The organism is Aquimarina agarilytica ZC1, from assembly GCF_000255455.1.
GTDB lineage: Bacteria > Bacteroidota > Bacteroidia > Flavobacteriales > Flavobacteriaceae > Aquimarina > Aquimarina agarilytica.
On the sequence record NZ_JH621271.1, the window covers coordinates 9,274 to 21,745 of the forward strand.

The 12,472-nt window shown below is 33.2% G+C and carries 12 protein-coding genes; 5 read left to right on the forward strand and 7 right to left on the reverse strand.

The genetic code is table 11. The features are described from left to right. Positions 1 to 72: 72 nt before the first annotated feature. Positions 73 to 996, forward strand: coding sequence for a LysR family transcriptional regulator (locus KQA_RS0213055; RefSeq protein WP_010181845.1), 924 nt, complete (start codon positions 73 to 75; stop codon positions 994 to 996). 94 nt (positions 997 to 1,090) lie between these two features. Here the strand turns inward: KQA_RS0213055 and KQA_RS0213065 are convergent, their stop codons facing one another. Beyond that, positions 1,091 to 3,415 carry a beta-galactosidase gene (locus KQA_RS0213065; RefSeq protein ID WP_010181846.1) on the reverse strand — a complete coding sequence of 775 codons (2,325 nt, stop codon included), beginning with the start codon at positions 3,413 to 3,415 and terminating at the stop codon, positions 1,091 to 1,093. Positions 3,416 to 3,737: 322 nt separating this feature from the next. Between KQA_RS0213065 and KQA_RS0213070 the strand changes: the two genes are divergently transcribed. Continuing rightward, positions 3,738 to 4,121, forward strand: coding sequence for a hypothetical protein (locus KQA_RS0213070; RefSeq protein ID WP_010181847.1), 384 nt, complete (start codon positions 3,738 to 3,740; stop codon positions 4,119 to 4,121). 35 nt (positions 4,122 to 4,156) lie between these two features. Here KQA_RS0213070 and KQA_RS0213075 read toward each other — a convergent pair whose 3' ends face one another. From KQA_RS0213075 to trxB, 4 genes are all read right to left on the reverse strand, one after another. After that, positions 4,157 to 5,014, reverse strand: coding sequence for a 5-oxoprolinase subunit C family protein (locus KQA_RS0213075; RefSeq protein ID WP_232285900.1), 858 nt, complete (start codon positions 5,012 to 5,014; stop codon positions 4,157 to 4,159). Then, positions 5,007 to 5,711, reverse strand: coding sequence for a 5-oxoprolinase subunit PxpB (pxpB, locus tag KQA_RS0213080; RefSeq protein WP_010181849.1), 705 nt, complete (start codon positions 5,709 to 5,711; stop codon positions 5,007 to 5,009). Before pxpB ends, KQA_RS0213075 begins: the two co-directional genes overlap by 8 nt. Positions 5,712 to 5,722: 11 nt before the next feature. After that, positions 5,723 to 6,442 carry a LamB/YcsF family protein gene (locus KQA_RS0213085; protein ID WP_010181850.1) on the reverse strand — a complete coding sequence of 240 codons (720 nt, stop codon included), beginning with the start codon at positions 6,440 to 6,442 and terminating at the stop codon, positions 5,723 to 5,725. Positions 6,443 to 6,539: 97 nt separating this feature from the next. Further along, complete coding sequence (gene trxB / locus KQA_RS0213090; RefSeq protein WP_010181851.1) at positions 6,540 to 7,517, reverse strand: thioredoxin-disulfide reductase; 978 nt, start codon at positions 7,515 to 7,517, stop codon at positions 6,540 to 6,542. A 165-nt stretch (positions 7,518 to 7,682) separates the two neighbouring features. Here trxB and ung point away from each other — a divergent pair, with 165 nt between their 5' ends. Continuing rightward, positions 7,683 to 8,354, forward strand: coding sequence for a uracil-DNA glycosylase (ung, locus tag KQA_RS0213095; protein ID WP_010181853.1), 672 nt, complete (start codon positions 7,683 to 7,685; stop codon positions 8,352 to 8,354). A gap of 165 nt (positions 8,355 to 8,519) precedes the next feature. Beyond that, positions 8,520 to 8,711: a cold-shock protein gene (locus tag KQA_RS0213100; RefSeq protein ID WP_010181854.1), complete on the forward strand. Its 192-nt coding sequence runs from the start codon at positions 8,520 to 8,522 to the stop codon at positions 8,709 to 8,711. Positions 8,712 to 8,952: 241 nt separating this feature from the next. Here KQA_RS0213100 and KQA_RS0213105 read toward each other — a convergent pair whose 3' ends face one another. Together KQA_RS0213105 and KQA_RS0213110 are read right to left on the reverse strand one after the other, a co-directional pair. Continuing rightward, positions 8,953 to 9,333, reverse strand: coding sequence for a RidA family protein (locus KQA_RS0213105; protein ID WP_010181856.1), 381 nt, complete (start codon positions 9,331 to 9,333; stop codon positions 8,953 to 8,955). Then, positions 9,330 to 11,612 (reverse strand): FdhF/YdeP family oxidoreductase, encoded by a 2,283-nt coding sequence (locus KQA_RS0213110; RefSeq protein WP_010181857.1) that lies wholly within the window; start codon positions 11,610 to 11,612, stop codon positions 9,330 to 9,332. The genes KQA_RS0213105 and KQA_RS0213110 overlap by 4 nt, the downstream gene beginning before the upstream one ends. A gap of 492 nt (positions 11,613 to 12,104) precedes the next feature. Between KQA_RS0213110 and KQA_RS0213115 the strand changes: the two genes are divergently transcribed. Beyond that, positions 12,105 to 12,452, forward strand: a complete 348-nt coding sequence (locus KQA_RS0213115; RefSeq protein ID WP_010181858.1) for a hypothetical protein — start codon at positions 12,105 to 12,107, stop codon at positions 12,450 to 12,452. The last annotated feature ends 20 nt before the right edge of the window (positions 12,453 to 12,472 follow it).

Genomic DNA, 12,472 nt, shown 5'->3' on the forward strand with positions numbered 1-12,472 from the left:
CAGACGCTTGGTTTTCTTATTGTGCTGATTGATCTTTTTTTACAATTTTAGTTCACTTTAAAAACAATACTTATGCATTACACGCTTCACCAACTACAAGTATTTTTAAAAATTGCAGAAAAATTAAGTATCACTAAGGCTGCCGAAGAATTACACTTAACCCAACCAGCTGTATCTATACAATTAAAAAAATTTCAAGATCAATTTCCACATCCATTAACCGAGGTTATAGGTCGTCAAATTTATATTACTGATTTTGGTAACGAAATTGTTGAAGCAGGCAAAGTAATTATAAATCATGTCAATCAAATCAAGTATAAGTCAACAGCCTACTCTGGTAAATTATCTGGAAAGCTAAAAATATCTATTGTATCTACCGCCAAGTACATTATGCCTTATTTACTTGCTGATTTTATAAAGCAAAACCCCGAAGTAGAATTGGTATTAGATGTCACTAACAAATCGAGAGTAATTGATAGTATTGAAAAAAACCAAGTAGATTTTTCAATGGTTTCTTTACTTCCAAAAAAAATAAAAATAAATAGTATTCAACTAATGAAAAATCAATTGTTTTTGGTTGGGAATACGGAAACAATTTTTGACAAAAAAGAATACCCTAAATCAATTCTTTCTGAATTGCCTATTATTTATCGTGAAGAAGGTTCTGGTACACGACTTACCATGGAAAAATACATTAATAAGAATAATATTAGTGTAAAAAAGAAAATGGAACTTACCTCCAATGAAGCAGTGAAACAAGCTGTGCTTTCGGGCTTAGGCTATTCCATTATGCCATTGATAGGGATACGAAATGAATTAAAAGAAAAAAGGTTACAAATTATCCCTGTTAAAGGTTTTCCTATAAAATCCAATTGGAATATTATTTGGCTAAAAGAAAAAAAATTTTCTGCCGTAGCACAAGCCTTTCTTCACTTCTTGCAAAAGGAAAAAGATCATTTATTACAAACAAAATTTGATGGTATTGAATTTGAATAATCAAGCTATAAAAAAAGCCAAAACCCCTATTTTTACTAGAGAATTTGGCTTTATCATTTAATTTGAGCGTATAAATTTAACCTTGTCTATCCTATTACTTTTTCAAAAACCTTCGTTGATATAAATTTTTATTGAGCTTTTTTGCGGCATTTACCATATTGGAGTAAGGAACATCTGTATTTCTAACAAAACCTACATTATAATTTTCTCCATCATAGGCCCTACCCGAAACTGGGGAATCTATATATTGAAACCAATGGGCTCCTACAAAATATTTATTATCTATAACTGTTTCCATATACTTGGTATACATTCTGGCTCTATCCTTTAAACTTGAAGCCATTACCAAACCTGCATTAAATGTATCTGGCCCAACTACTCCCGAATGAAACTCCCCAATAATACTTGGCATATCAATACTATCTAAAAAGTCCCAATGCTTACTTCCAAGAGCTTCTTCATAATAATTATAACTAATCACATCCACATGTTTTTTGGCTGCTCTTACCACTTCTTGATTCATCCCCCAAGCCGCAAATCTACACCCCATATATAAATGATTAGGCATATATTTTTTTAAGGCTTTTTCTGTTATTTCAAAATACCTACTAGCAAAAAATTCAAGTAATTCCGAAAAATCTTTTTCTATTGTTTTATTAAACTCTTCTTGCTGTTTTAAATCTACCCCCGCATCAAAAGCTGTCCAACTTTCAATAGCTGTATCCCATGCGGTATTTAATGCTGTTATTGTTTTGTATTTTTTCTTAAGCTTTGCGGTAAATTCTTGCTTGGTTGGACTTTCCGCTGCTTTCAATTTCAAGGCTTCCAATACAATACCATATTGCCCTTTTAATGAACCTGGTAACCCCCAAGTTTTTTCATTATCAATAAATACACCAATACACCATGGATTATCTTTAACCTCATCCGCAATGTTTTTAACGGTAATAGCGGCTCGTTTTTCAAATTCTGCATCAAAAACATCCGGTACTACTCCACCCCAATATCCCGAAGGAACAGTTTTAAAATCTCCAATTATCCAGCCATTAGCAAAATAAGGCATTCTATTTTTATGATAAAATTCAACGCCTGTCCAATTTCCAAATGAAGTAAATCCCCAATTTAAAAATCGATCTAAAGTAACATCTTCCCATTTTGATAAATGAGCTCCGGGAGTTTCTTCGCCATACTTACGTTCTAAATTGGCTTGGTAATGACTAAAGGTTTCTCCTTGTTTAAAAGGACTCAAATAATGTTCTTTTCTATAACTGTAATGATTTGCTAACGGACTATCGTATGCTGGTAAATCCTTAAACATATGATATCGCTCGGAATGTGCTACAAATGATGTACTGGTTATTGACTCCTTCAAAGCAATCATCCCTTTTGAATCCTCGGGTGTTACTCCATTTATTTCATCTTTTCTTACCTCATCGTTTTTAAAATCTCTTCCCGTAAAGGTTGTAGTGTTTGACATTCTAACATTAGCTATACCTGTAGAAAAAAACAAATAACCTTCGGGATCAACTAATGTGTATTTGCCATCTATTTTAGCTACTCTAAAATAACCTGTCCCTTTTTGTTTTGGTCCATTGAGCCAACCCCCAAACTTACTTCGACCTTTCATTGGTCCTTCCTTAGCAAGGTCACTTAATTCTTTTTCAGCTAGTTTTTTTAAAGCTTCGTCCGAATGAATTTTATATTCGTATGTTGCTTTTGCCGGCTGACCGTATTTATCTATTATATGCGTTAAATAATCTTCTGGTATTGCTGGGTTTTCTACTATACGTACATTATCAATAATAATAGTTTTATTGACAACTGGATGTAAAACAGTAAAATGAATTTCTTCGATTTCCGAAATTTCAAAAGGATGTTTCCCTCCTAAATATTTCATATGGATTGCCTCGGTTTTCCATGGTGAGGGATCATCCTTAAAACCAATATCCTTCTTTATATACTTTCCTGCTAATTCAAAAAAACAAGTCTCGGTTGCTCCACTAGCTATGGCTGCCGATTTTCTCACTTCGGTACCTCCTCCTTTTAGCGTTGTAAAAATTTGTGTCGAATATTCTTTTGTAGCATTCGTTACATCAAAAACTAAACTGTAATTTTCAAATTGATTAGTACTTACTGGTTTTGTTAACTTAATTACTACACCACTTTTTTCTTCTCTTTTACTTACATTAATTTCTAATGCTTTTTTACCCAAAGTAACGCCTTGCTTTGCAATCACATTAGTCGTTGCTCCTCCTACTGCTTCTATGGACTTATATTCAGTATCATCCTCAAAATTCAACAATAAAAGTTGATGCTTTCCTTCCCATAAATCGTTTGCCTTATTGTTTTCTTTTTTTTGGCCATAGCTGGAAAAAGTAATTAGTGTTATTAGAATACTTAGCGTAAAATTAATGTTCATTCGTTGGTTTATTTATTGTATTTGATGAGCTCCGAATTTAGTATTATAACGTTAAAGTAAAAAGACTTAAGTATCGAAATATTTTCGGGAACAACACTATACTTATTCTAAGCTTTTATATCCTCGATGGCTTGCTACATTAAAAATTATTTTTTAAAATAATCACAATTTTCAAGATCATGTAAAATAGCAGTTTTGTAACACTTTTAAATTATAATTCAATCGCTAAAGTCTATTTTAAAAAATCATAATTAAATAAATATCAAACAACTAAACTTAATTTGTTTTAATTTTGTATATGTTCCACAAAAACAGAAATAAAATGAATTCACTTTTTTATCAAAATATGGGAAGACTTTTTTATGCTGTTGCAATAGCCGATAAAAAAGTAAGAGAAGTTGAAATTAAAGCCTTAGAAAAACATGTTAAAAATACATGGATCACTATTGAGAATACAAAAAATGCTTTTGGAGATAATACCGCTTTTCAAATAGAAATTGTTTTTAGCTGGTTAAAAGATGGCTATACTACCTCTAATGAATGTTTTCAAAATTTTGAAGATTATTACAAACACAACAAATCTATATTTACTCCTAAAATTAAACAGATAATTACCGAAACAGCCGATGAAATTGCTGATTCATTCTCGGGTATTAATAAACAAGAACTCCTTATTTTAGATAAGTTAAGCATCCTATTTAAATAGAGGCATCTTAAAAAGCAACTGCTTATAATTGCTGTTTATACCACTTTAAAATTAAATAAAACATCATGCGGCATTTGAGCAATAGCAGAAATGGACTTTTCTGTTAATTGTACAATTCTTGGGTATCCCCCAATAGTTTGTGCATTACGCATCAATACAATTAATTTTCCACTTGGTATCCATTGCAATGTTCCTGGTAATGTTGGTGATGATAAAATAGATCTTTCATGCGCTTCAAAAGTTTGTGATAATTGTATTCCCATTCGGTCTCTAAGTGGGCTTACACTAAACTTTTGTGAAATTAATTTAGCTTGTTGTTCCTTGGTCAACAAATCATATTCTGGCCCTATATATACTTCCAATATGGAAACCTTGTTTGGTACTGCTGAAGTTAACTTACAATGATGCTCGTATTTTTGATCAGAAGGTACATAAGGGATTTGCATTCCTTTTTTAAAAACAGCTTCACTGGTAATTCCTGCAAACCATGAACGACTTGCCAATATCTTTGGAGTCTGTACACCGCCTTTTATAGCTATATACCCATAAATCCCTTGTTGCATAGGTTTTAAGCTTAGTATAGCATTAGCAGGTATATAAATACACCCTCCATTAGCTACCTTAGTAGCATTGATAAAAATAGCTACCGCAGCTCCTGTACAGGCAATATGAGTTGGTGCTAAAAATTTCAATTTTGGTGGTAATACGGCCCATTCAATAAGGGCTTCACCCGTAGTATTTCCAACTAATAGATTGGCTTTTTCTGCCGAAAGGCGATCCATATAACCCGTTATAGGAATCCCTTCTGACAAATAGCCCAGTCGACCATTATCCTGAATACTTGTCGAGAGTCCCGGTTGCATGACTTGTATGTACCCGTATAGATCAGTCAATTTTTTTGATAAGTTTAGTTTTGTCTGTAAGCAAATCCATTTCGATATATGTTGTTAACGAAATAACTTTAAACTTTATACGATCTCCTGTTTTAATTTTTGAAGGCTCTTTTTTAGACATATCAAATAAATTAACCGGAGTTTTTCCTATAATGTGCCAACCTCCTGGACTTTGTATTGGATAAATACCTGTTTGCTTACCTCCTATTGCCACAGAATTTTTAGGAACTTGTAATAAGGGTACTGCTTTTCGATCACAATACAAACGTTCATTTAAGCCCCCTAAATACATAAAACCTGGTAAAAAACCTTTACAATATACAGTATACACTGGTGCCGAATGCATTTCAATCACCTGAGCTGTTTTTAGATCTTTTAAATTGGCAAACTCATTTAAATCCATTCCCATGGAAATATGATAACAAACAGGAATCTCCCATGTTATACTCCCCATGCTTTTTTTATTTTGCTTTCGCGAATTGCATAAATGCGCCAAAGATGTAAGTTGCTGATTTGAAACTTCGCGCTTGTAAACAATTAGTAGCGAATTGTATCCATTGGTACAATCTTGAATTTCGTCGGAATGCTGAGTTAAAATGATTTCTTTTACTAAAAGTATGTCATTCAAAATAGTATGATCAATACGTGATTCCCAAGTAATTAATATTGCCTGACTTCCATAAATTTGATATTTCAACTTTGTATGCACTATTCAACGCTTAAATTATAGATACTTTTAGCAATTGGTAGTACATTCGGGTGATCACCATGTAAACAAAATGTATCTGGCTTCATCGCTACTTTTTTTCCTTCTACGGAAGTGACTGTATGCTCTAGTAACATTTGCTGGACATGCTTAACAACTACTTCTGGCGTTTGTAGTATCGCATTTATTTCATTTCTGGATACCAAACTTAAATCGGCATTATAATTACGATCCGCAAAGGCTTCATAAATAATATTAGGATAATTTTTAGGCATAAATTGTTTTGCCCCACACGGAATAAAAAGGGTTGAATTTTTAAAATGTGTTGCACTCCAATTTAAAAACCATTGTGTCTTTTTTGCTGATCTAAACACATCATTATACAAAGCTCCGTGAAGCTTTATATGATGCATAGATACCTTCAATTGGATCGCAATTTCTTCAAACAATTTAATTTGATTTAATAATGATAATTCAAGTGCCGATTGAGAGATAGCCATAGACTTACGTCCAAAATTTTCAATATCCGGATATGAAGGATGTGCCCCTACCCTCACTTTATGTTGATTAGCCAATAAAATAGTTTGTTCTATGACTGTTTCACTTCCGGCATGACCGCCACAAGCAATATTTGCATAGCTTAGGTAAGGAATTAATTGAACATCATTTTCCATGCCTTCACCTAAATCTGCATTTATGGCTATCGTATTCTGTTTACGCATACTCCAAATTGAATATTGAAATTAATAAAAAACAAAAGCTACCTAAAATTTTAGATAGCTTTTGTTTTGTTATTTTGTGTAAATGTGACTCTTACTACTAATATTGTGCAGTTTGAACTGACTCTACACTACCAACTTCGGCTAAATAGCGCTCGGCATCCATTGCTGCCATACAACCTGTACCTGCAGCTGTAATTGCCTGACGGTAATCTTTATCCTGTACATCACCTGCTGCAAAAACACCTGGCTTGTTTGTAAATGTAGTCCCTGCTTTTGTATGTAAATAGCCCGTATCATCCATATCCAACTGGCCTTTAAAAATATCCGTATTTGGTTTATGACCAATAGCCACAAATAAACCAGTAATTTCAATTTCCGAAGTATCACCTGTTTGGTTATTCTTCATACGCAATCCTTCTACCACTTGATCACCTAATACCTCATCAACCTCGGTGTTGTAAAGTACTTTTATATTTTCGGTATTTTCAACTCTATGTTGCATTGCTTTTGATGCACGCATATAATCCTTACGTACTAACATGGTTACATTTTTACAAATATTTGCCAAATAGGTTGCCTCTTCCGCAGCTGTATCTCCAGCTCCAACTATAGCTACATCTTGTCCTTTATAAAAGAAACCATCACATACGGCACAAGCTGAAACTCCACCTCCACGTAATCGTTGTTCACTTTCGATACCTAAATATTTAGCCGTAGCACCTGTTGAAATAATTACAGTTTCGGCTTCAATTACTTTATTATTATCCACTGTAGCTTTGTGTATACCACCCGGAGTATCTGATAATTCAACCGAAGTAACCATTCCTATACGTACTTCGGTACCAAAGCGTTCTGCTTGCTTTTGCAATTGCACCATCATTGTTGGTCCATCAATACCTTCTGGATATCCAGGAAAGTTATCCACCTCTGTAGTAGTGGTTAATTGTCCTCCTGGTTCCATTCCTGTATACAAAACTGGATTCAAATCTGCTCTAGAAGCATAAATTGCTGCCGTATAACCCGCAGGTCCTGAACCTATAATCAAACATTTTACTCTTTCTATATTATCTGACATTGTATTCCTTTTTTAGAATGTAAAAGTAGCAAGTTTAACAGAAACCTTACATTAAAAGTTATTAAGAATATCTATAGGCTTATTAACTATTCTAATTTATTTGCTTTTGCAGAAATTATATTATTTAGCTTTGTCGTGTAAAATTATTGTTACCTTATTGAGCTTATGATTGCAGCACTCAACCCCGAATGGACTAGTATTTTAAAAAATGAAATTGATAAACCCTATTTTAAAGATTTGTCTCTATTTGTTGATGAGCAATATAGTAAACACCAATGCTTCCCCCCAAAAGAGCGTATTTTTGCGGCATTAAACAATTGTAGCTTTAATGACATTAAAGTGGTTATTATAGGACAAGATCCTTACCATAAACCACATTTGGCTAATGGCCTGTGTTTTTCTGTCAATTCTGGAATGCCTATACCTGCATCACTACAAAACATTTATAAAGAAATTCAAAAGGATTTAACCACTACCACCCCTGCTCATGGTAATTTAATGCATTGGGCAAAACAAGGTGTTCTTTTATTGAATGCGACACTTTCGGTTCAAGTACATAAAGCTGGGTCACATCAAAAAAAGGGTTGGGAACAATTTACCGATGCTATTATAAATAATATCTCTACTCAAAAAGAAGGGGTTGTTTTTATGCTATGGGGAGGCTATGCAAAAAAGAAAGGAGCTAAAGTAGATACCAGCAAACATTTAGTTTTAGAAAGTGGTCACCCTTCACCATTAAGTGCCAATCGAGGATTATGGTTTGGTAACAAACACTTTAGCCAATGTAACAACTATTTAATAGCCAATAATAAGCCAAAAATTGAATGGACAAAATAAATAACATTGTCCAAACTTTAAATTAAGGTTAATAAAATTTAAATAAATACAAAGTTTGAATATTTTTTATAAAAACTTCCTAAAAATCAGTTTAAATCTTTGAAAACATAGTAGCTAATTCCAAATAAAGATTACTTTTGTTTCAAACAATTATTATTATTTTAAATGAAAAAAGGTACTATTAAGTTTTTTAACGAATCTAAGGGTTTTGGATTTGTTATTGACAGTGAAACAAATCAAGATTATTTCGTTCATATTTCTGGACTAATTGATGAAGTTAGAGAAGGTGACGAAGTTGAATTCGAATTAAAAGAAGGTAAAAAAGGTTTAAACGCTATAAACGTTAAAGTACTTTAATCCTTAGGAAATTGAATTCCAAAAGGATTTCTAATAATCAATTGTTTAACATTTATTATTGATTATAGTTATCCTATTATGATCTACAAAAGACCATTGATACTGACTATCAATGGTCTTTTGTCATTTTTATATTCAAGTAGTTTATTTAACCCTGATTATGCACTAAAAAATCTATTCCGTATTGAAATCTCTGCAAAATCAAGCGCTTTACTGCATGTTCCATATTTAATACGATTTACTAACTTTTTAAAGCAGTAACTTGAATTTCAATTTTCATTCTATCATCTGCTAATCCAGCTGAAAGCATTGTTGCTGCTGGCTTTATTTTACCAAAATATTTTTTTAAGACTGGCCAACATAATTTAAATTCGTTTGCCTTTGGTAAAATATAGGTCACTCGCACTACATCTTTAAGTGATGCATCGGCCACATCTAAGGCCGAAATGATATTCTTAAAACATTGATCCGTTTGTACAACAATATCATCTGATATAGACATATTGTTGTAATCAAAACCTGTGGTACCGGATACAAACACCCAATCCCCTTGAACTACAGCTCTAGAATAACCTATCTCTTCTTCAAACGATGAGCCAGAGGTGATCAACTTTCTTTTCATAGTATGCTAGTTTGCTTTTTTATACTAACCTCAACAAATTTTGATGCTGGACATTGACTTTCATTCGCTTTATTTTCTAAAGCAATTAATACATTCCCTTCAGGAAAATATACAGCTAAACATCCTTTTGTAATAGGATATGGTACTATTTTAAAACCGTTTAAATAACGTTCTTTACCATCAAAATAACTTGTAATATTGACTTTTTCTTCACTTTCAAAACCATTATTCTTTATATCCTCTTTGTTCATTAATACCACTTCCCTATCGCCAGAAATTCCTCGGTAACGATCATCAAAGCCATAAACGGTGGTATTAAATTGATCATGGCTTCGCATAGTCATTAAAATAAAACGTCCTTTGGCAATTTGCTTATTGGCAGGAACTGTCACGGAGAATTTTGCCTTTTCGGTATTTCCTATAAAACGACCATCACGTGCAGGATTAGGTAAAAAGAACCCTCCTGCACGTTTTACTTTTTCATTAAAATGATCAAAGCCAGGTATGACTTCACTAATCTTATTTCGAACTAAACTATAATCTATTGAAAAATGATTCCATTCCACACTAGACTTATTCCCTAATGTAGCGGCTGCCAATCCGCAAACTATAGCTACCTCACTTTTTAAGTTTGGAGCAACAGGAGTTAAATCTCCCATTGACATGCGTACGCGTCCTGCAGTGTCTTCGGTGGTAATAAACTGTTTCCCTTTACTAGTTTCATCAATTTCTGTTCTTCCCAAACATGGTAAAATTAATGCAGATTTTCCATGAACCACATGACTTCGATTCAATTTTGTGGCTATATGTAAAGTAAAATCAGCATCATTCATCGCTTTTTCAACCACATCAGTATCAGGAGCTGCATGCACAAAATTACCTCCTAAACCGATAAATACTTTTGCTTTTTTGGCCACTAAGGCTTCAATAGCCTCAACTGCGGTTACACCATGCTCCCTAGGGGCTTTAAAAGCAAAAGCTTTTTCTAAGTTTGCTAAAAAAGACTCGGGAGCTTTTTCCCAAATCCCCATAGTCCGATCACCTTGAACATTACTATGACCACGAACTGGTAATGTTCCAGCTCCAGGTTTAGCTATAGATCCTTTTAATAATAATAAATTCACAAATTCGCGAATCGTATCCTCACCATTCGTATGCTGGGTAATTCCCATAGCCCAAGCAATAATAATTTTTTTGGCATTCATTACATACTCAGCAGCTTTTTCAATTTCTACCGCTGAAACACCACTTTGTACTACTAAATCATCAAAATTTTCTTGATCCAACTGATCTATAAATTCATGATAACCCACCGCATGTTTTTCTATAAAATCGGTATCAAAAACAGATGAATCTAACTTTTGAGCCTGGTGTAGTAGCATCAAAATAGCTTTTACCAAAGCCAAATCACCATTTATTTTCACTTGAAGGTATAAGTCTTGTAATGGCGTTCCGTCACCAACCCACTCCCATGGTTTTTGCGGATGTTTGAATCCCATAAAACCAGTTTCGGGCATTGGGTTTACAGCGATTATTTTTCCTCCATTTTGTTTTAACTTCTGTAGTTCTGTTAACATTCTTGGAGCATTCGTTCCCGGGTTTTGACCAAAAATTAATAACAAATCGGTTTGGGCAATATCATCAAGCTTTACAGAAGCCTTTCCTATTCCTGTGGTCTCAGTAAGTGCCACACCAGTAGCCTCATGACACATATTCGAACAATCAGGTAAATTATTAGTTCCAAATTGACGCACAAATAATTGATAACAAAATGCAGCCTCATTACTTGCCCTACCCGATGTGTAAAAAATAGCCTCATTAGGGTCCTGTAATTTATTTAATTGCTCGGCAGCAATCGTAAAAGCTTTTTCCCAACTTACAGGCTCGTAATTTGTTGCTCCTTGTGGCAAATACATAGGTGTACTCAAACGACCTTGCTTTTCTAACCAGTAATTTGATTTAGATAAAAGCTTATTAATTGTATACCTTGAAAAAAATTCAGCTCCAATAGTCTCTTTTGATGCCTCCCATGCTACTGCTTTAGCTCCATTCTCACAATATTCTGCTATGGAAGATCGCTCACTTGGGTCTGGATCTGGCCAGGCACAACTTGGGCAATCATATCCTTTTACCTGATTTAACTTAAACATGGTTTTTACTCCTCTCCCAACATAGGTTTCTTCCCAAATACGAAAACCTACAGATGCTATAGCAGGAAAACCTACAGCAACTTTTTTAGGAGATTGTATTTTTAGTTCATCTGATTTTTTAAAGGACATAATGTATTATTCTATTTTTTTATCCAAAACAATGGAATTCGAAACCTATTATAAATTATTTTAACTGCCTCCTAATTTACAATTTTTTCATGCTGAATTAAGTAAATAGCATTGTATTTAAAACTCAAAATCTACGTGGAAATTCAACTTAAGCATTTAAATCCATAACTAAATCAAACGCTTGAGTTCACTTTTTAATTTTAGCATAGCTATGCTAAAATTAAGAAAGCATTTGATTTTATCGAGCATTCAATATTTACAACTAAGTTCCACTGCATATTACGGGTTAAAATACAAATCTATGTATTTAAATACCTTGTGTTATTGTAGTATATCACCTATGTATAACAAAATTTTAGCATGTTAACTTTCCTTGACAACCTAACAATTAACCGTTTGTCGAACAAAGAAACACTTATAACGATTTTAATAAATTGACTATCAGCTAATTACATTTATTTTGTAACTTCAAGTAAACAAACACATTGAATCATGGGACTAGATACATGGGAATTTATAGATTTTAAAGCTTATTTGTTCATCTATTGCACTTTTGCGGATCACTTACAAGTTGAAACGGAACGCAGACTTGCTATAAAAAAAGTAGGAGAACAAAAATTTAAAAAACTACACGAAGAAATTGAAAAAGATACTGATGATGTTAGCATCAATAAAATAAGACGTTACGTAAAAAAGCATAACATTAATAAAGAAGCTGCTAAAAAACTACTCTTAGATGTGAAAGATATGTTTTTAAGTGATGGTGAATTTCATAAATTAGAAAGGCGTTTGTATAATTCATTGGAACGCATTTTTGGAAAAGAGCTTTCTAAAACATGATTTTACACAAAAATTTAGTT

What these genes read in the sequence shown, in the direction of transcription:
- KQA_RS0213105 (WP_010181856.1), bottom strand. Translation starts at nt 9,333, where the DNA reads ATGAAAAGAAAGTTGATCACCTCTGGCTCATCGTTTGAAGAAGAGATA.
- KQA_RS0213110 (WP_010181857.1), bottom strand. Translation starts at nt 11,612, where the DNA reads ATGTCCTTTAAAAAATCAGATGAACTAAAAATACAATCTCCTAAAAAA.
- KQA_RS0213115 (WP_010181858.1), top strand. Translation starts at nt 12,105, where the DNA reads ATGGGACTAGATACATGGGAATTTATAGATTTTAAAGCTTATTTGTTC.
- KQA_RS0213085 (WP_010181850.1), bottom strand. Translation starts at nt 6,442, where the DNA reads ATGCGTAAACAGAATACGATAGCCATAAATGCAGATTTAGGTGAAGGC.
- KQA_RS0213065 (WP_010181846.1), bottom strand. Translation starts at nt 3,415, where the DNA reads ATGAACATTAATTTTACGCTAAGTATTCTAATAACACTAATTACTTTT.
- ung (WP_010181853.1), top strand. Translation starts at nt 7,683, where the DNA reads ATGATTGCAGCACTCAACCCCGAATGGACTAGTATTTTAAAAAATGAA.
- KQA_RS0213100 (WP_010181854.1), top strand. Translation starts at nt 8,520, where the DNA reads ATGAAAAAAGGTACTATTAAGTTTTTTAACGAATCTAAGGGTTTTGGA.
- trxB (WP_010181851.1), bottom strand. Translation starts at nt 7,517, where the DNA reads ATGTCAGATAATATAGAAAGAGTAAAATGTTTGATTATAGGTTCAGGA.
- KQA_RS0213055 (WP_010181845.1), top strand. Translation starts at nt 73, where the DNA reads ATGCATTACACGCTTCACCAACTACAAGTATTTTTAAAAATTGCAGAA.
- KQA_RS0213070 (WP_010181847.1), top strand. Translation starts at nt 3,738, where the DNA reads ATGAATTCACTTTTTTATCAAAATATGGGAAGACTTTTTTATGCTGTT.